The organism is Enterobacter cloacae complex sp. 2015409, from assembly GCF_041365315.1.
In the GTDB taxonomy this organism is placed as follows: Bacteria; Pseudomonadota; Gammaproteobacteria; order Enterobacterales; family Enterobacteriaceae; genus Enterobacter; species Enterobacter pseudoroggenkampii.
Genome location: NZ_JBFTVM010000002.1, coordinates 183784 through 202667, shown reverse-complemented (window position 1 = coordinate 202667; position 18884 = coordinate 183784). Strand labels below are relative to the sequence as shown.

Below are 18884 nucleotides of genomic sequence, written 5' to 3'. Positions count from 1 at the left end.
CGGCTTCTCCGTTGCGATAATCCACGCTATGCTGCAAGGGTTGTTTCGATTTTCAGGATAATCTATGCATCGTTCAGGTCTGACAGAGCTGGAAGTGGTGATGGCGGTGGTGCGGCGCGGCAGCTTTCGCGGCGCGGCGCAGGAGCTGGGCATGTCCGCCACGGCGGTCAGCAACGCCATCGCCGGACTGGAGAGCCGCCTTGAGACGCGGCTTTTCAACCGCACCACCCGCAGCGTGGCGCTCACCGACGCCGGGCAGCGCTACGTGGCGCGTATCGGCCCGGCCCTGCAGGAGATCCGTCTCGCCGGGGAAGAGATCCACAGCGACACCGGAGAACCCGCCGGCACGCTGCGTCTGAACGTGCCAAACCATATCGGCACCCTGTTTCTGGACCAGCTGCTGATCGACTTTATGATCCGCTACCCGAAGATGCGCGTAGAGACCGTCAGCGAAGCGCGAATGATCGACATCGTCGCGGAAGGCTATGACGCAGGGATCCGCCTTGAGGAGTCTGTGCCGCAGGACATGATCGCCGTGCCGCTGACCGGGGAGATCCGCCAGCTGGTCACCGCCACGCCGGACTATTTTGCACGTCACGGCATTCCGCAAACGCCGGACGATCTGCTTTCACATCAGGGGATCGGCATGCGGATGGCCCACGGCGGGATCTACCGCTGGGAGCTGGCGCGTCGGGGGGAAACGTACGCCCTTGCCGTGCCGCCGCGCTTTGCGACGTCCGATCTTTTTGCTTCGATCCGCGCCGTGAAAGCGGGATTAGGGGTGGGATTTTTACCGGAACTGTATATCCGTGAAGAGCTTGAGCGTGGAGAACTGATGAGCGTCCTAAACGACTGGGCGCAGCCGTTTGCCGGGCTGCGCCTGTACTACCCCGGGCATCGCCACGTCCCGCCGGGGCTACGGGCGCTGGTGGCGATGGTCCGCGAGCGCGGGATTATTCCAGGTTAGCCTTATTCAGCCCGTAAGCCGCGTCCAGCGCGCCGGGTTCCATGCGGGAGGTGATCCCCAGACGGTTCCAGGCGTTGATCGCCACGATGGCGAAGTTCAGCTCTGAAATCTCCACGTCCGAGAAGTGCTCCGCCACGCTGCGGTAGAGCGCATCGCTGACACCGTGAACGCCAATCTGGGTCAGCGCTTCGGTGAAGGCCAGCGCCGCTTTCTCGCGGGCGCTGAACAGCGGGGACTCGCGCCAGGCCGCCAGATGGTACAGGCGCAGCTCGCGCTCGCCGGCGATTTTGGCCTCTTTCGAGTGCATATCCAGGCAGAAGGTGCAGCCGTTCAGTTGCGACACACGAATGTCGATCAGGTGCTTCAGCGCCGGGTCGATGGAGGTTTTTGCCACCTCCATGCTCAGGGCAGACAGCGCGTTGGCGAGGGCAGGTGTAACTTTATGGTGGTTAACGCGAGTGCTCATTGTCTTTCCTCTTTTTGTGCGGCATGTGTCATGCGATGGGGCAAATCTACGCCGTTCATGACATAGTAAAAAGATACAAAAAGCGTGAAATGAGGTAGGACATGAAGCCGGGCTATCACGAGATTTATTCCCGCTATCGCGACAACATCACGCGCGGCGTGCTGAAGCCGGGCGACAGGGTGCCTGCTATCCGCGTGCTGGCGGAAGAGCTGAAGGTGGCGCGTAAAACCGTCGAAACGGCGTACGCCATTCTGACGGGTGAAGGGTATCTGGTGAGCCAGGGCGCGCGCGGCACGCGGGTTAACCCGGACTTACTGCTGCCGGATAAGACTGCCCCTGCGGAGCAGCCCACCGGGGCGCTTCCGGCCTCGCTCATCAGCCAGCGCGAGCGGGCCGGGTTTCTGCGCCCCGGCATCCCTGCCCTCGACAGTTTTCCGTATAAAAAATGGCTGCTGCTGGGGGGCCAGGCGACGCGGGCTATGCGACAGGAGGAGATGCTCAACCCGCCCGTTCTGGGCTGGTATCCGCTGCGCCAGGCCATCGCCAGCTACCTCAACATCTCGCGCGGGCTCTCCTGCACCGCCGAGCAGGTGCTGATCACCAGCGGCTACAGCGGCAGCCTGCGGCTGATCCTCGATACCCTTGCCAGCCGCAGCGACAAGGTGGTGTTTGAAGATCCGGGCTATTTTATGGGCCAGCAGCTGCTCAAGCGGATCGTGCCGCGCCTGCACACGGTGCCGGTCGATCGCTGCGGCATCGACACGGACTACCTGCTGCGCCACCATCGCGACGCCCGATTTGCCATCGTCACCCCGTCGCACCAGAGCCCACTAGCGGTCACGCTCTCCCTGCCGCGTAAGCAGCAGCTGCTCGACTGGGCCAGCCAGAACGAGGCGTGGATTATCGAAGACGATTACGACGGGGAGTTTCACTACACCCGCAAGGTGCTGCCGTCGCTGAAAAGCCTCGACCATCACGACCGGGTGATTTTTATGGGCACCTTCAGCAAAACCATCATGCCGTCGCTGCGCATGGGCTACGTGGTGATGCCCGCCAGCACCGTCGGGGCCTTTACCGACTGCGCGGACATCACCACCAGCGGCCAGCCGGTGCTGACGCAAAAGATCCTCACCACGTTTCTCAACGAAGGGCATTTTTTCCGTCATCTGAAAAAGATGCGCGCGCTGTATCAGACCCGCCGCGACTGGATGATTGCCGCCCTGCAGGAGGTGTATGGCGATCTGTTTTTCACCGAGCAAAACGACGGCGGGATGCATATCGTGGCGTTCCTGACCAAAGGAAGCCGTGACCGGGAAGTGGCGCGCTGCTGGCAGGAACAGCAGCTGCAGGTCAATGCGCTTTCGGAGTGGTATCGCGGTTCCGGGAAGCGCTACGGGCTGGTGATGGGCTATAACAACGTGCGGTCGTACGAAGAGGCGGTAGAGCTGCTGGAAAGGCCGAAGCGGCAGACGTTTGCGCTGTTGCGCTGAACATCGCCGGGTGGCGGCTTCGCCTTACCCGGCCTACGGTTTAAATATCATTGCGGGACAACCCAACGTCCTTGAGCTGCTCGTCGCTCATCTGGCTCAATATGCGGCGGGTACGGTTGATGCGATACCAGTTGCAGATCGTTTTCCCGATCCAGACGAACACAATAAACGGACGTTTTGAACGATTCTCGTAGAATTCCATGATGCTCTCCTCACTGTGTCAGTGGGGTTATCATCCCGGAAATACACCCGTGCAATACAGATGCAAAAACACCTTTTGTTTAACATACAGATCCGCTAAAACAGTATCTGCATGGCAATTTTCGCAGCAATCTGTACTGGTTTTATAATCTGTATGGTAAAAACAAAGGATACAGCATGACACGCTACCAACATCTGGCCAATCTTCTGGCTGAACGCATTGAGCAAGGGCTGTATCGCAGCGGCGAACGTCTGCCGTCGGTGCGCACGCTGAGTCAGGAGCACGGCGTGAGCATCAGCACCATACAGCAGGCCTACCAGATCCTCGAAAACCTCCAGCTGATCACGCCCCAGCCGCGCTCCGGATATTTTGTCTCACCGCGCAAAGCCCAGCCGCCCGTCCCGGCGATGACGCGCCCGGTGCAGCGCCCCGTGGACGTTACCCAGTGGGATGAGGTGATGATGCTGCTGGACGCCCGCGCCGACAAAGAGATGATCTCCTTTGGCGGCGGTTCGCCGGACATTAACCAGCCGAGCCTGAAGCCCCTGTGGCGCGAGATGAGCCGCATCGCGCAGCATAATCCCGGCGAGATGCTGAGCTATGACGTGCTCGACGGGCGCCTGGAGCTGCGTGAGCAGATCGCCCGCCTGATGCTCGACGGCGGCTCCACCGTCTCGGCAAGCGACATTGTCATTACCAACGGCTGCCACGGCGCGCTGTCTATCGCCCTGCTCTCGGTGTGTAAACCGGGGGATATCGTGGCGGTGGAATCGCCGTCGTTTCACGGCACCATGCAGATGCTGCGCGGGTTTGACATCAAGGCGATTGAAATTCCTACCGATCCCGAGACCGGTATCAGCATCGAAGCGCTAGAGCTGGCAATGGAGCAGTGGCCAATCAAGGCGGTGATCCTGGTGCCCAACTGCAATAACCCACTCGGGTTTATCATGCCGGAGGCGCGGAAAAAGCAGGTGCTGGCCCTCGCCCAGCGGCACGATATCGTGATTGTCGAGGATGACATTTACGGCGAGCTGGCGGCGGAGTATCCGCGCCCGTGCACCATTCATTCGATGGATATCGACGGCCGCGTGATCCTCTGCAGCTCGTTTACCAAAACCGTGGCGCCGGGCCTGCGCGTCGGCTGGATTGTGCCGGGACGCTACTACGACCGGGTGATGCACATGAAATACGCCGCCGGCGGGTTTAACGTGCCGGGCACGCAGATGGCGGTGGCGGCGTTTATTCGCGACGGTCATTACCATCGCCACGTGCGCCGTATGCGCCAGATTTATCAGCAGAATATGGAAACCTACACCTGCTGGGTGCGGCAGTATTTCCCGGCAGAGATTTGCGTCACGCGCCCGCAGGGGAGCTTCCTGCTGTGGATTGAGCTGCCGGAGAAGGTCGACATGGTATGCGTCAGCAAGCAGCTATGTCGGCTGAAGATCCAGGCCGCGGCGGGGTCGCTGTTTTCCGCCTCCGGGAAGTACCGCAACTGCCTGCGGATCAACGTGGCGCTGCCGCCGACGGACAAAAATCGCGAGGCGCTGAAGAAGCTGGGTGAAGCGATTGTGATTGCGATGGAGGAGGGCTAGTGCGGCCTGATGCCCTCACCCCGACCCTCTCCCACAGGGAGAGGGAGAAAACCGTGCCGCACTACTCGTCGAAGTACCAGTATCCCTGGTTAATCAGCCCGGTGAGCTCCTCGACAAACGCCGGGTTTTTCAGCGCATCACCCAGCTCGGCCTGGCCCAACTCGGTGTAGCGGCACAGCGCATCCGCCGCCTTCGCGTCTACCGTCTCCAGCTGTTCGCTGTTTATGAAGAAGCTGCCGTTGATGTTCAGCACGCGCAGGCCGCTCAGGCGAGACAGCGTTTCGCCGCCCTGCAGCGCGTCCAGCACCTCTTCCGGCGCGTACGGCGGCTCGGCGGCGGCGATATCCAGCTCGTGGCGCGGCGTGGAGACAAAGCTGCCGAACCATTTTGTGAAATCATCCGGCTTGCTAATCATGTCGATCATCATCTGACGAATGCGATCGAGCTCGTACTGCTCCACGCGGCCCGGGTGTTCGCGGCAGGTCAGATCCGGATCGCTGTAGTGCTCGCCGCCCAGATCGTTTTCCAGCGCATAATCGGCGAAGCTGCTGATCAGATCGCGACCGTTCGGCCCGCGGAAGCCGACGGAGTAGTTGAGCGCCGTTTCATGGGTAAAACCGTCGTGCGGGAATCCAGGCGGAATGTAGAGGATATCGCCCGGGGCCAGGTCTTCGTCGATGATCGGCTCGAACGGATCCACATGCAGCAGCGCCGGATGTGGGCAGAACTGACGCATCGGCAGCTTGTCACCCACGCGCCAGCGGCGGCTGCCCATCCCCTGAATGATAAACACGTCGTACTGATCGATATGCGGACCCACGCCGCCGCCCGGAACGGAGAAGGAGATCATCAGATCGTCCAGACGCCAGTCCGGCAGAACGCGGAACGGACGCACCAGCTCCGCGGCGGGCATATGCCAGTGGTTCACCGCCTGCGCCAGCAGCGACCAGCCGGTTTCGCCCAGATCGTCAAAGTGCTCGAATGGGCCATTGCTGGCCTGCCATTTGCCGTTGAAATGGCTCACCAGACGGCTATCGACCTCCGGCTCCATCGCCAGCCCCGCCAGCTCGTCCGGGGTAATCGGGTCGACAAAGTTCGGGAAGGCATTTTTCAGCACGACGGGTTGTTTTTGCCAGTATTTCTCAAGAAATTCCGGCCAGTTCAGGTTCAGTTGATACGCCATGGGTAGCACCAGTAAGAGGGGAAACAGGCGCGATTATAGGCAAGAAGGCAGAGGGGGAACTTGTCATGGGTCAAACCCGCACGTGTAGGTCGGGTAAGGCGAAGCCGCCACCCGACACAAACACGCCGCGAAAACTTAATCCAGCTTCAGTTCGTCATAGTGGGTAATCAGTTTACCCACGATACCGTAGTCCAGCGCTTCCGCCGGCGACATCCAGAAGTTGCGGTCGGTGTCTTTTTTCACTTTTTCCAGCGGCTGGCCGGTGGCGTCGGCGATCAGCTTGTTCACGCGATCCAGCATGCGGATGATCTCGCGCGCTTCGATCTCAATATCCGTCGCCTGACCGCGCACGCCGCCCAGCGGCTGGTGGATCATAAAGCGGGTATTTGGCAGCGAGTAGCGGTGCTCTTTTTTCGCGGCCAGGAAGATGGTGATCCCGGCGCTCGCCACCCAGCCGGTGCCGATGACGTGGACTTCCGGGCGGATGAATTTGATGAAGTCGTGGATGGTGTCGCCCGCTTCCACGTGACCGCCCTGGCTGTTGATGTACAGCTTGATCGGATCGTTGCTGACGCTTTGCAGCAGGATCATCTGGGTGATCACTTTCTGCGCCAGCTCCTGGTTGATCTCACCGGAAATCACAATCGAACGAGACTCCAGCAGTTTTTGCTGCAGAGCGCCCGCGCCGTTTGACCCTTCCGCCTTTTCCTTGTCGCTTTCTTTCAGTGTGTAGTGCATTGTTATGTCCTCAGCATTTAGCGCTCAAAACCAGAGTGTAGCCTGTTTTACCGATCAAAGTCCTCACCGGCAAATCACGAGGGAGCTCATGCACATTGCCCATGTTGCAAGCGTTTCGTTCCTTCACCGCCCCCGCCCGGATCGCTATACTTCATATGATTATCATATTGTTAAATGATAATTATATTTAATGTGTTAAGATGAAAGTCAGCATAAACAGTCCCTTACGTCACTCCTGGGGGCTGTTTGCATCCTCGACATGTAAATCAGCACCGGGGCGGTGAATGGAACACATTGTGTATGTGGTTGATGACGATGACGCAGTCAGACAGTCCGTAATTGGGCTGCTGGAATCCGCAGACTTAAACGCCATCGGCTTTTCATCGGCAGAAGCGTTTCTTCAGCACCGCTTTGAAGAGCTCCCTTCGTGCGTGGTCCTCGATATGCAGATGCCCACCATCTCCGGTTTTGATGTAGCAGATGCCCTCAAGGACAGCGGGCGCGAGATCCCGATTATTTTTCTCACCGGCCACGGCACCATCCCGATGTCGGTGCGCGCCATTAAAGGCGGCGCTTACGAATTTCTCACCAAGCCTGTCGAATCCACCGCGCTTATCGACGCCATTGAGTCCGCGCTGCAGCTGGCGGAAAACAACGCCGAGCGCAATAAAGAGCACTACGCCCTGAAGCAGCGCCATCTCTCCCTCACGCCGCGCGAACACGAGGTGCTCACGCTGGCGATAAGCGGCATGCTGAACAAGCAAATTGCCGCCGAGCTGGGCGTCAGCGAGATCATGGTGAAAGTGCATCGCCGCCGCGTAATGGAGAAAATGCAGGTGCGCTCCGTGGCAGAGCTGGTCAGGGCCGTTGAGCGCCTGACCAAAAGCCAGCCCGCGGAGTAACCTTTACCCTTCCTGTACCGCCAGCGGCAGCGCAAAGGCAAACACCGTGCCGTACGGCTCCCGGCGGCGCGCGCTCAGCTTCCCGCAGTGGCGCTCAATGATGCTGGCGCTGATGGTCAGCCCCATCCCCATCCCCTGCGCTTTGGTGGAGTAGAACGAGTCAAAGATCTGCTCCAGCCGCTCGGGCTCAATGCCGCTCCCGGTATCGGCGATCTCAACGATCGCTTTCCCGTCCGCGTTGCTGGTGCTGAGGGTGATGGTGCAGGCCCGATCCTTCACCTCGGCCATCGCCTCAACGGCGTTCATCACCAGGTTAAGCAGCACCTGCTGGATCTGCACGCTATCGCCGGTGATAAAGCTGTCCTGCGCCTTCAACAGGTAATCAACGCTAATGTGTCGCTGCTCCAGCTCGCTGCGTGAGAGCGCGATGATATGGTGGATCAGATAGTGCAGATCGATGCGCGAGAAGGTGGGATCCTGCTTGCGGGTCAGGGACTGGATGCTGCGAATGATCTCCCCCGCCCGCGCGCCTTCCGCGGCGATCTCTTCCAGCCCTTCCCGCACTTTATCCAGCCGGGCCGGCTCCCGGCTGAGCCAGCGCAGGCTCGCTCCGGCGTTAGAGACGATCGACATCAGCGGCTGGTTGATCTCGTGGGCGATGGAGGAGGTCAGCTGCCCGACGGTGGTGGCGCGGGACACCCTCGCCAGATCCGCCTGCGCCACCCGCATGGCATCCTCCGCGGCGCGCTGGCTGGTGATATCGGTGATGATGCCGTAATACTCGTTCACCTCGCTGCCCACGCCCACCGGATCGCCAATCCCGAGGATATAGCGCGTTGAACCGTCGGTACGCTTGACCCGAAACTCCGCGCGCATGGAGAGCCCTTCGCGCACGCTCTGCGTGACGATGGCGCTGATGCGGGCGTAATCGTCTTCATGAACGAAGGTCAAAAACTCCGCCATGGAGATCATCTTTTGCTGCTCGGGCAGGCCGAGGATGCGGGCGTACTCCTCCGAGACAAACATCAGATCCTGCTCCAGCTCCCAGCGCCAACTGCCGGTGTGGCTGATCTGCTCGCCCAGCATCAGCGAGGTCTGGCTGGCGCGCAGCTCTTTTTCCACCCGACGGCGCTGGATGTTCTCCCCCAGCAGCTCGGCGTACAGCCGCGCCGTCTCCAGGGACACCGCAGCCTGCGCCCCCAGCAGGCTCACCACGCGAGAATGCTCGGCGGTGAAAACCTCCGGCATCAGGCGGTTTTCCAGGTAGAGCACGCCTACCAGCCGCGCCTGTTTGAACATCGGGACGCACATGACGGCCGCCCCCGAGGTCACCAGATAGGGATCCTGACTGAAGGGGTGAAACTCCTCCGGCTTACCGGTGCGAATCTCCTGCCCGGTACGGATCACCGCCGCCAGCACCGACAGGGGCATGTCGGTCGCCGTCGGCACGTCTTTCAGGATCCGCACCCGCACGCCTTCGGTGCTGGTCCAGGCGCTGGCCTCGATCTCCGGGATCAGGCTATCGCTCACGCGAAGCAGCAGGCCGCGCTGCGCCCCGGCGCGTTCGAGGAGGATCGTCATCAGGTTTTCGATTAAGCGCTCAAGATTGATCTCTTCCGACAGCGCGCGGGAGGCTTTGATGACGCTCTGCAGATCGCGGATGGTCTCGTTCTGGGCGAATGCCACCGTGTCATAGGCGCTCGCCTGCCCGGAGGCCAGCAGATGCGGGAAATCCTGCTCCAGCTGGCGCACCTTGGCCTGCGCGCCCGCCCGGCCCCAGGCGGCAATTGCGCCGCGGAAGTGTGCGTCCGAGGCGGTCGGGTAGCCGCAGGCCAGCGCAAAGCGACCCGCCAGCTCGTGGGCCAGGGCATTAATCGGATTAAATCCGCCCTCGCGGGAGAGCCGGACCGCCTTCTCATACTGCTCGAGCGCAATGCTGTTCATCCCGTCCAGCCGCACGATTTCGGCGTAGATCAGCGCCTCTTTATCCGCGAACGTGCCGGGATTAATGCGCGCCCAGAGAGCGATTTTGTCGTAGTGGGCGTGAATGCTACGACGGTGGTTCGCCGAGAAGGTCTCCGGCGTCAGCTGACGGGAAAGCGCCAGGGCGCTGTAAAGATGGTAATCCAGCAGATGGATGTGCCCCGGCGCAGACCACGCGTACCACCCCGCCATCTCGAGATCCGCCTGCGCGTCGGCATACTCGCCGCAGGTAAAGTGGGCCATGCCGCGGTAGAGCCAGTACCAGAACAGCATGGTGGAGGTCTGCTCCGGCGCCTGCTCCGGCGACGCGGGCAGCAGCGCCTCCGGCAGCACCTGCGACGCGGTCCAGGTGCCGATAACCGGCGTGCGCAGGAACTCAACGTAGCCGCGCTGGACCATCAAAATGGTCTCCACGTCCTGGAAGTGGGTTTTACGCACAAACGCCAGGCCGCGATCGATGCTGGTCAGCACCCCGTCCAGGTGATCGCCCCGGGAGAGGAAGTTAATCACCTGGTGGCAGGCCGCAAAGCAGGCCATCGTCATATCCCCGTGGGTCACCGCCGAGGTAAAGCAGGCCTTCGCGCACTCGATGGTAAACGATAAAGGCTGGGTCCAGACGCTGAGCTGGTCGAGCGGCAGCAGGGTTTTGGCTTCGAACGCGTCGTAGCCGTGGCGATTCACCAGTTCGCGGGCCAGGGTGCCGTACTGGAAGCCGAGGCGATACTCGGCGTAGCGGTGGCCCATCAGCACGCCAAACCAGGCCATCGCCGTGGTGGAGGCGCCGGTAATACCGTGGTCGAGCGTCAGGTGCATCATGCGGCAAAGCAGCAAAAAGTGCAGGCGCGGACAGATGAAGCTGGCGCAAATGCTGGCGCTGTAGAGCAGGTTCATCACCGCTTCGGTTTCCGGGTTCTCCATCCGCGAGAGCGGGGCAAACAGGCTTTGCGGCACGTCGCCCGCGCGGTTACAGAAGTGTTCCCAGGCCTTGTCGCAGTCGGCATCTTCCGGATAGCGGCCGATCTGAATACCGAATACCCCCAGCCAGCAGAGCGCCGCCTCCAGCGCCAGACGGCTATCCGACTGGCGAATGTACACTTCCACCAGCAGATTGGCCGCCAGCGCCTTTTCGGTCAGCCCGCCGGGGCAGCCGAGAATGGCGTCACACAGCTCGCGGGTGCGCTCCAGGTGCCCCAGCGCAAACTCGCAGCCCGCCTCTTCGATATCGAGCATAAAGTCCGACACCGTCCCGGCGTTGCCCAGCGCTCGGGCAGTCTGGATATAGCTCAGCGCCGAAAGGTAATCCCCCGAACGCTTCGCGCGTCGCGCGGCCAGCAGGCTCAGCTCGCGGAACATCTGGCGCTGCGGGGCGGGCTGGATGCTGTCCAGCGCGGCCGTGACGTGATGTACGGCACGGAACAGCAGCTCGTTCCCCGCCGCCTGCCGCGCAGCGTCGGCCAGCAGGCTGGCGGTGGTCAGATGAAGATGGCTTTTCTCATGCCGATCCAGCAGCGCAAAGGCGGCCTCCTGCACCCGGTCGTGGGTGAAGGAGTACGCTTTCTCCGTCAGCACGATCAGCTGCGCCATGACCGCCGGATGCAGCGCGTAGCGCATTTCCGCCATCGATATACCGACCACGCGGCAGATCATCTCCATTTCGCCCGTGCCGCCGAGGCAGGCAAGGCTGCCCAGCAGGTGACGCGTCTCGTCGGGAAGCTCTTCCAGCTTCTCCAGCACCAGGGTGACGACGTTTTCGGTGTAATGCCGGGCGCGGATCGCCTGCAGATCGTAGTGCCACTTGTCCTGATATTTGTTGTGCACCACCAGCCCGTCATCGACGATGCGGCGGAAAAATTCGTGTACAAAGAGCGGGTTGCCCCCGGTCTTTTCATGGATCAGCGTGGCGAGGTCGGTCGTCGCCGTGCTGCGGGTGCGAAATACCGTCCCCAGCCAGCGGGACACGGCTTTGACAGAGAGCGCCTGCGGGACAATTTCGCTCGCGTGCTGTGCCGCCTCCGGCAGGCTCGCCAGCTGCTGTTGCAGCGTGGGTTCGGACAGCGAACCGATATCGCGGTGAGCCACAACCACCAGCAGCGGGATCGCGCCGCAGTTCACCAGCAGGTAGTTGAGCGTATGCAGGCTGGCGGCGTCGCTCCACTGGAGATCGTCGAGCACCAGCACCAGCGGGCAGCCCTGCGAGGCAAAGGTTTTCACCAGCGCCAGCACCATATGGCTGAAGCGCGCCCGGGCATCAATGGAAAACGTATCCGCCGGGAAGCGCGGCTTGCGCTCAAGCAGCAGGCCCAGTTCGGGCACGAGGCTGACGGCCAGCGCCTCGTGTCCTTCCAGGGCGCGAGAAAGACGGATTTTCCACTTCGCCACCTCGTCTGCCGGCAGGCCCAGCAGGTGCAGGGTCAGGGGGCGGAATGCGGAGCTTAATACGCCGTAGGGCAATGACGGTGAAAACTGATCCACTTTGCCCACCGCCAGCAGAACCGTACGCTGCTGGAGCGTTTTTAACGCCGTCGCAATGATGGAGGATTTACCGATCCCCGACGGCCCGCCGATGGTCACCAGCTCCGGCACGCGGTTCTGCCCCACCCGCTCAAACGCGGCAATGACGTCATTCGCCTGCGGATGCGTCGCGAACAGCGAGTCCGCCAGAAGAATAGCCGGGGTGCGGTCCTGCTGGCCGGGGGTAAAGGCAACGATCTCGCCCTCGCCGGTCAACGTCGCCTGGCAGCGGCGGAGGTCGGCAATCAGCCCATCAACCGTCTGGTAGCGGTTATCCGGGTGCTTTTCCAGCAGCTTCAGGATGATGGTCGACAGCATTCCCGGCACGTCCGGGCGTATCGCATCCGGGGCCAGCGGCGCCGAGGCAATATGGTAATGCGCCCAGTTGGTCCGATCGTCCTCCCCCAGTTCAAACGGCAGGCGTCCGGTCAGGAGTTCATACAGCACCACGCCGAGGCTGTAGAGATCGCTGCGGCCATCGACGGGGCGCTGGGTGCGGGAGGTGTGCTCCGGGGACATATACGCCGGCGTGCCGCCTGAAACGGCAAGTCGGGTCTGCGCGAAGGCGCCGGAGAGGCTGCATGAAAGGCCAAAGCTGCCCAGACGGCAGGTGGCATCGTGATGAACAAAAATATTGCCGGGCTTGATATCGCCGTGGATCAGGTTTTGCAGATGCATCTGGCGCAGAGGAACGCAGATCTGGATCGCCAGCTCGATAAAGCGCGCGATCCCCGAGATCGCCCTGCCCGCGCGCCGCGCCAGCAGCTCAAACGAAAACGGGGCGTACACCAGCGCGAAGCGTCCCCGGTACTGGGTGGACGCGACGGCGCGAATGGCCCAGCTATCCTGCAGCGCGTCACGCAGCGCAAACTCGTTTTTCAGCAGCCGGGTGGCCCGCTCTTCCTCTTCGTCGCTGACCGCGGTGGCGATAATGAACGAGCCGCCGGAATGAGGATGTCGCGCGTGCATCCAGGCGATTCCGCCCTCCTGCGCCAGCACGGTAAAAATCACATCCTCTTTAAGGACAAAAACCCGCCCCTGGTGAAGATTTCCCTGGGCGGGCCAGAATGCAGGCTGCTCGTGTTCGTTCATCCGCGATCCTTATTGTCGGCGGGCCAGCTCCCGCTGAATATGATCCAGCAGAATATCGATGTTAATCGGCTTACGCAAAAAAGCAGCGGCGCCCAGACCGAGAGCATACCGCTGCATATTTTCATCAGCATGACCGGAGATAAAGAGCACGGGCGGAGGCGGCACGGCCAGCAGCCGCAGCTTGTCAAACAGCTCAAGGCCGCTCATGCCCCGGAGCTTGATATCGGTGATCACCAGCGCCGCGCCGGACAGGGCAAGCGGATGGCTCAGAAATACCTCTGCCGAATCAAACGTGTCGGTTGAATAGCCTTCCGACTCCAGGAGATTACTCAACCCGCTGCGGACGGAACGTTCGTCATCAATGATGGCAATGCGCCACGGCAGCGTCATGCTGTTTTTCCTCTAACCAGTCATTTAACGTCGCGAGGGTCCTTCGCGGGCGCAGGGGGCGCCGTGCCGCTGATTTTCGGTACGCATTCGTGACGAAACCAGGCGAGGGTAAGCGGTTCGCGACTCAGTAAACGTCGTCCCACCGGGATGAGCTGTTCGCCCACCAGCATGCCGAACAGGCCAAGCAGGGCGACAACCGGCGGCGCCGGGGAATGGACGTCGAGCAGAGCGTAAATTACCCCAGCAACCACGCCGCACACCAGCGAAATTATCCATGCTTTCATGATGACGCTCCCGTCTGCGATGCCGCCTGCGGAACGGTCACCTGAGGAGGTGGGACGCCGTCGCGGGATAAGAGATGGCGCGTCGCCTGTTCACCCGCCAGCATCCCCAGCAGACCAATCAGCGCCAGCGCGGGCGGCGCGGGGGAGCGCACCTTCAGCACGGCATACATCAGGCCAATCAACACGCCTGCCGCAAGGGATATCAGCCCAGTACTCATCGTGAACTCCAGAGAAAGAGGCAGCGGCGAGCCGGATGAGGGACCAGCCCGCCGACGGGACTTAGCGAGCCGGGACCGGCGCTAAGGTGCGGTGCTCGCTCTTCTGGCGAGACGGCGCTTTATGCACCATGGTGTAGGCGTAATCCACGCCCATGCCGTACGCGCCGGAATGCTCGCGCACGATGTCCATCACCGCGGTGTAGGTCTCTTTACGCGCCCAGTCGCGCTGCCACTCCAGCATCACCTGCTGCCAGGTCACCGGGATCACGCCCGCCTGGATCATGCGCTGCATCGCGTAGTCGTGGGCTTCTTTGGAGGTGCCGCCGGACGCGTCCGCCACCATATAAATTTCGTAGTCGCCTTCCAGCATGGCGCACAGGGCAAAGCTGTTATTGCACACTTCGGTCCACAGACCGGCAACCACGACCTTCTTCTTGCCGTTGGCCTTCAGCGCGTCGCGCACCTTCTGGTCGTCCCAGGAGTTCATGGAGGTACGCTCCAGAATGTCCTGACCCGGGAACACGTCCAGCAGCTCAGGATAGGTGTTACCGGAGAAGCTTTCGGTCTCTACGGTGGTGATGATGGTCGGGATGTTGAACACCTTAGCCGCTTTCGCCAGCGCCACGGTGTTGTTTTTCAGCACCTGGCGGTCAATCGACTGCACGCCAAACGCCATCTGTGGCTGATGATCGATAAAGATGATCTGACAGTTCGCAGGGGTTAACACTTCGAGCTTTGAAGAGGTCATAGCATTTTCCAGTGGTTAAGGGTAGAAATCGCCGCGAGCGCCGCGACGATAAAGTCACCCTCATCCTGCGGTTTTCCTTCTCCGCGCGTAATTATCTCTTCGTATAGTTAACCTTAGGTATAGTTATACTTTGGTATACCTATCCTATTGTATAACTGGATCTTTGCCGAAACCGGTTCCCATAATCCTGACCATTCCCCTCTCAGTCAGGAGCAGTTTATGGTTACCCCAGGTAAAGCCGATCTCATTCTGGTTAACGGCCAGTTTCACACCGTCGATCGCGAGAATCCTGTCGCGGAAGCCGTTGCCGTGCGCGACGGAAAATTTCTGGAAGTGGGTACCGTCGCCGAGGTGATGCAGCACCACGGCGAGGGCACCAAAGTAGTGGATTTGAAAGGCCACACCGCCATCCCCGGCCTGAACGACTCCCACCTGCACCTGATCCGCGGCGGGCTGAACTACAACCTCGAGCTGCGCTGGGAAGGCGTGCCGTCCCTGGCCGACGCCCTGCGGATGCTGAAAGAGCAGGCGCTGCGCACGCCGTCGCCGCAGTGGGTGCGCGTGGTCGGCGGCTGGACCGAGTTCCAGTTTGCCGAGCGCCGCATGCCAACCCTGGACGAAATTAACGACGCCGCGCCGGACACCCCGGTCTTCATCCTTCACCTGTACGACCGCGCCCTGCTCAACCGCGCCGCGCTGAAGGTGGTCGGCTACACCAAGGATACGCCAAACCCGCCGGGCGGGGAGATCCAGCGCGACGCCAACGGCAACCCGACCGGGATGCTGATCGCCCGTCCGAACGCCATGATCCTCTACGCCACGCTGGCCAAAGGGCCGAAGCTGCCGCTGGAGCAGCAGGTTAACTCCACCCGCCAGTTCATGCGCGAGCTCAACCGTCTGGGGCTGACCAGCGCCATCGACGCGGGCGGCGGCTTCCAGAACTACCCGGAAGATTACGAGGTGATTGCCGAGCTGCACGCGAAAAAGCAGATGACCATCCGCATCGCCTACAACCTCTTTACCCAGCGTCCGGGCCACGAGCTGGAAGACTTTGAAAAATGGACCGACATGCTCACGCCGGGCCAGGGCAGCGACTTCTTCCGCCACAACGGCGCGGGCGAGATGCTGGTCTTCTCCGCCGCCGATTTTGAAGATTTCCTCGAGCCGCGCCCGGATCTCGCGCCGGGCATGGAGGACGAGCTGGAGCGCGTGGTACGCCATCTGGTGGAGCACCGCTGGCCGTTCCGCCTGCACGCCACCTATAACGAATCCATCAGCCGCATGCTTGACGTCTTCGAGAAGGTGAACCGCGACATTCCGTTCAACGGCCTGCACTGGTTCTTCGACCATGCAGAAACCGTCACCCAGGCCAACATCGACCGCATCAAAGCGCTCGGCGGCGGCATTGCCGTCCAGCACCGCATGGCCTTCCAGGGCGAGTACTTTGCCGAGCGTTACGGCATCGAAGCCACCCGCCACACGCCTCCGGTGGCGAAAATGCTCGAGACCGGCGTGCCGGTGGGCTTAGGGACGGACGCCACCCGCGTGGCGAGCTACAACCCGTGGACCGCGCTCTACTGGCTGGTCTCCGGCCGCACCGTCGGCGGGATGCAGATGTACGACCACAGTGCCCGTCTGGATCGCGATACCGCCCTGATGCTCTGGACCCAGGGCAGCGCGTGGTTCTCCAGCGAGCAGAACCAGAAGGGGCAGATTAAAGTCGGCCAGCTCGCCGACCTGGCGGTGCTGAGCAAAGACTACTTCCGCGTGCCGGAAGAGGAGATCAAGGGCATCGAGTCCGTTCTCACGGTGGTCAACGGCGACATCGTCTACGCCGCGGGCAGCTTTGGCCCGCTCGCGCCGCCGGCCATCCCGGTTCTGCCCGAGTGGTCCCCAGTGGTCAAGGTGCCGGGCCACTACCGCAGCGCGCCGCCGCAGGCCGCACGCGTGGGTATGAGCGCCGTCCACCACTGCAGCGGGCCGTGCGGGGTTCACAGCCACCAGCATGACTTCGCCCGCACGTCAGCGATGCCGGTGTCCGACGATAACGCTTTCTGGGGGGCGCTGGGCTGCAGCTGCTTTGCATTCTGATGAAAAACACCACTATGCCGCCCCGGATCGACCTGGGGCTGTTCTTCCTGCGCCTGACCGGCAGCCTGCTGCTGCTCTACGTGCACGGCCTGCCGAAGGTGCTGCACTTCAGCGAAGAGCTGACGCGCATTGAAGATCCGTTCGGCTTCGGGCCTTACGCGAGCCTGATCCCGGCGATTGTCGCCGAGGTGATCTGCCCGCTGTTGATCATTGCGGGCGTCTACACCCGCCTGGCGTGCCTGCCGATTATCGCCGTGCTGCTGGTGGCGATGCTGGTGGTCCACCCGAACTGGTCGATTGCTGAAGGGCAGTTTGGCTGGCTGCTGCTGATTATCTTCACCACCATTGCCCTCACCGGGCCGGGCCAGTGGCGGCTGCAGCGTAAGGCAACGGAGAGGTTCGCATGACCCAGGTTAACGACGTTCGCGACGCACACGTCGAGACGACGCCCGCACCGACGGTTTCACCCTGGCAGCCGCTGAGCCAGCCGGTGTTCCGCATGCTGTGGATCGCCACGGTGGTCTCTAACGTCGGCTCATGGATGAGCGACGTCGGCATCAACTGGAGCATGCTGACCCTGAGCGCCGACCCGCTGGATATCGCGCTGGTGCAGGCGGCCAGCAGCCTGCCGATGTTCCTCTTCGCCCTGCCGTCCGGGGTGATGGCGGACATCGTTGACCGGCGTAAATACCTGCTCTTCTCCCAGCTGTGGGTGTTCATCGCCGCCGCCGGGCTGACGGCGCTCTCCTTCACCGGACACGTCACCCCGACCGTGCTGCTGGTGGCGACGTTTCTGCTGAGCGTGGGGGCGGCGATGAGCTCGCCGCCGTTCCAGGCCGTGGTGCCCGATCTGGTGAGCAAGCCGGAGCTGGGCGCCGCCGTGGCGCTGAACTCGCTGGGGGTGAACATCAGCCGGGCGATTGGCCCCGCGCTGGGTGGTTTCCTGCTGTCGCTCGCCGGGCCGTGGATGGTGTTTGCCCTGAACGCGCTGTCCGTGGTGGGCGTGGCGTGGGTACTGTGGCGCTGGCGTCCGGCCCCGTCCATTCAGCGTCTGCCGCCGGAGCACTTCTTCTCTGCGGTGCGCACCGGCATCCGCTACGTGCACGCCGCCCCGGTGCTGCGCAACGTGCTGGTGCGTACCGTGGCCTTCTTCGTTTTCGGCAGCGCGGGCTGGGCACTGCTGCCGCTGGTGGCGCGCCGCGAGCTGGGCCTGGGCCCGGCAGGCTACGGCGTGATGCTGGCGTGCATTGGCCTGGGGGCCATTGCCGGGGCCATCCTGCTGCCGCGCCTGCGCCAGCGGCTGAACGCCGACCGCCTGATGGTGGCCGCCAGCCTGACGTTTGCTCTCACCATGCTGGCGCTGGCGTTCGTACGCCACTTCTGGCTGCTCAACCTGTTTGAGTTTTTCACCGGCTTCGCGTGGATTGCGGTGCTGTCGACCCTCAACCTCGGCGCGCAGCGCAGCGCCGCCCGCTGGGTGAAGGCCCGGGCGCTGGCGGTCTACCTGACGGTGTTCTTCGGCTCGATGACCACGGGCAGCGCTATCTGGGGGCAGATCGCTTCCCGCTTCGGCACCCCGACCGCGCTGGTTGTCGCCACGCTGGGGATGGTGCTGGCAAGCGCCACCGTGTTCCGCTGGAAGCTGGAGAAAGACCCGGAATTGAACCTCGACCTGAGCGGCCAGCCGCTGGACGGCGTGGAGATCGACCTGCCGAACGAGCGCGGCCCGGTGCTGGTCTCGCACGAGTACATCATCGACCCGCACAACGCAAAAGCCTTCCTGGAGGCGGTACACGAGCTGCGCCGGGTGCGACGCCGCGCCGGGGCGATGAGCTGGGCGGTGTACGAGGATATTGAGCGCCCCGGCCTGTTTATCGAGACCTTCCTGATGGGCTCCTGGATTGAGCATCTGCGCCAGCAGGAGCGCCACACCATGAATGACCTCCTGCTGCAGAGCCGCGTTCTGGCTTTTCATCAGGGCACAACATCACCGGCCATTCGCTATCTGGTCGCGCCGGTATAAC

16 protein-coding genes are annotated in these 18884 nt (G+C 62.2%); 7 read left to right on the top strand and 9 right to left on the bottom strand.

Translation table 11 applies throughout. The annotated features are described in order from the left end of the window. Positions 1 to 64: 64 nt before the first annotated feature. On the top strand, positions 65 to 967 hold the full coding sequence (locus ACDO57_RS14600) for a LysR family transcriptional regulator (RefSeq protein WP_148768994.1): 903 nt from the start codon (positions 65 to 67) through the stop codon (positions 965 to 967). Here the strand turns inward: ACDO57_RS14600 and ACDO57_RS14595 are convergent. Continuing rightward, the gene (locus tag ACDO57_RS14595) at positions 954 to 1433 is read right to left on the bottom strand and encodes a carboxymuconolactone decarboxylase family protein (RefSeq protein ID WP_024909883.1); all 480 of its coding nucleotides are present in this window, start codon (positions 1431 to 1433) and stop codon (positions 954 to 956) included. The two genes, ACDO57_RS14600 and ACDO57_RS14595, sit on opposite strands and share 14 nt — an antisense overlap. A gap of 101 nt (positions 1434 to 1534) precedes the next feature. Here ACDO57_RS14595 and ACDO57_RS14590 point away from each other — a divergent pair, with 101 nt between their 5' ends. Further along, a complete protein-coding gene (locus ACDO57_RS14590; protein WP_370884188.1) occupies positions 1535 to 2923 on the top strand; it encodes a PLP-dependent aminotransferase family protein in 1389 nt (462 codons plus the stop codon). Positions 2924 to 2963: 40 nt separating this feature from the next. Here the strand turns inward: ACDO57_RS14590 and ACDO57_RS14585 are convergent, their stop codons facing one another. Then, positions 2964 to 3125, bottom strand: coding sequence for a DUF1127 domain-containing protein (locus ACDO57_RS14585; protein ID WP_032645487.1), 162 nt, complete (start codon positions 3123 to 3125; stop codon positions 2964 to 2966). Positions 3126 to 3301: 176 nt separating this feature from the next. Here ACDO57_RS14585 and ACDO57_RS14580 point away from each other — a divergent pair, with 176 nt between their 5' ends. Continuing rightward, positions 3302 to 4720, top strand: coding sequence for a PLP-dependent aminotransferase family protein (locus tag ACDO57_RS14580; RefSeq protein ID WP_370884187.1), 1419 nt, complete (start codon positions 3302 to 3304; stop codon positions 4718 to 4720). A 61-nt stretch (positions 4721 to 4781) separates the two neighbouring features. Here the strand turns inward: ACDO57_RS14580 and ACDO57_RS14575 are convergent, their stop codons facing one another. Together ACDO57_RS14575 and ACDO57_RS14570 are read right to left on the bottom strand one after the other, a co-directional pair. Next, positions 4782 to 5903 (bottom strand): cupin domain-containing protein, encoded by a 1122-nt coding sequence (locus ACDO57_RS14575; RefSeq protein ID WP_023293370.1) that lies wholly within the window; start codon positions 5901 to 5903, stop codon positions 4782 to 4784. A 135-nt stretch (positions 5904 to 6038) separates the two neighbouring features. Next, positions 6039 to 6641, bottom strand: a complete 603-nt coding sequence (locus ACDO57_RS14570; protein WP_024909504.1) for an ATP-dependent Clp protease proteolytic subunit — start codon at positions 6639 to 6641, stop codon at positions 6039 to 6041. Between the two features lie 284 nt (positions 6642 to 6925). Between ACDO57_RS14570 and ACDO57_RS14565 the strand changes: the two genes are divergently transcribed. Then, positions 6926 to 7543 (top strand): response regulator transcription factor, encoded by a 618-nt coding sequence (locus ACDO57_RS14565; RefSeq protein ID WP_370884186.1) that lies wholly within the window; start codon positions 6926 to 6928, stop codon positions 7541 to 7543. A 3-nt stretch (positions 7544 to 7546) separates the two neighbouring features. On the opposite strand, the gene ACDO57_RS14560 is transcribed toward ACDO57_RS14565, so the two are convergent. From ACDO57_RS14560 to ACDO57_RS14540, 5 genes are all read right to left on the bottom strand, one after another. Beyond that, a complete protein-coding gene (locus tag ACDO57_RS14560) occupies positions 7547 to 13129 on the bottom strand; it encodes an ATP-binding protein (RefSeq protein ID WP_370884185.1) in 5583 nt (1860 codons plus the stop codon). Between the two features lie 9 nt (positions 13130 to 13138). After that, complete coding sequence (locus tag ACDO57_RS14555; RefSeq protein WP_008501346.1) at positions 13139 to 13519, bottom strand: response regulator transcription factor; 381 nt, start codon at positions 13517 to 13519, stop codon at positions 13139 to 13141. Between the two features lie 20 nt (positions 13520 to 13539). Beyond that, on the bottom strand, positions 13540 to 13803 hold the full coding sequence (locus tag ACDO57_RS14550) for a XapX domain-containing protein (RefSeq protein ID WP_024909507.1): 264 nt from the start codon (positions 13801 to 13803) through the stop codon (positions 13540 to 13542). After that, positions 13800 to 14021 carry a DUF1427 family protein gene (locus ACDO57_RS14545; protein WP_063617489.1) on the bottom strand — a complete coding sequence of 74 codons (222 nt, stop codon included), beginning with the start codon at positions 14019 to 14021 and terminating at the stop codon, positions 13800 to 13802. Before ACDO57_RS14545 ends, ACDO57_RS14550 begins: the two co-directional genes overlap by 4 nt. 61 nt (positions 14022 to 14082) lie before the next feature. Next, entirely contained in the window at positions 14083 to 14769 is a 687-nt protein-coding gene (locus ACDO57_RS14540; protein WP_008501349.1) for a hydrolase, read from the bottom strand. Between the two features lie 219 nt (positions 14770 to 14988). Between ACDO57_RS14540 and ACDO57_RS14535 the strand changes: the two genes are divergently transcribed. The 3 genes from ACDO57_RS14535 to ACDO57_RS14525 are packed head-to-tail and all read left to right on the top strand — an operon-like array spanning position 14989 to position 18883. Continuing rightward, the gene (locus ACDO57_RS14535) at positions 14989 to 16860 is read left to right on the top strand and encodes an amidohydrolase (RefSeq protein WP_370884184.1); all 1872 of its coding nucleotides are present in this window, start codon (positions 14989 to 14991) and stop codon (positions 16858 to 16860) included. Continuing rightward, complete coding sequence (locus tag ACDO57_RS14530) at positions 16860 to 17267, top strand: DoxX family protein (RefSeq protein WP_370884183.1); 408 nt, start codon at positions 16860 to 16862, stop codon at positions 17265 to 17267. Before ACDO57_RS14535 ends, ACDO57_RS14530 begins: the two co-directional genes overlap by 1 nt. Then, positions 17264 to 18883, top strand: coding sequence for an MFS transporter (locus tag ACDO57_RS14525; RefSeq protein WP_370884182.1), 1620 nt, complete (start codon positions 17264 to 17266; stop codon positions 18881 to 18883). Before ACDO57_RS14530 ends, ACDO57_RS14525 begins: the two co-directional genes overlap by 4 nt. Position 18884: the final 1 nt, after the last annotated feature.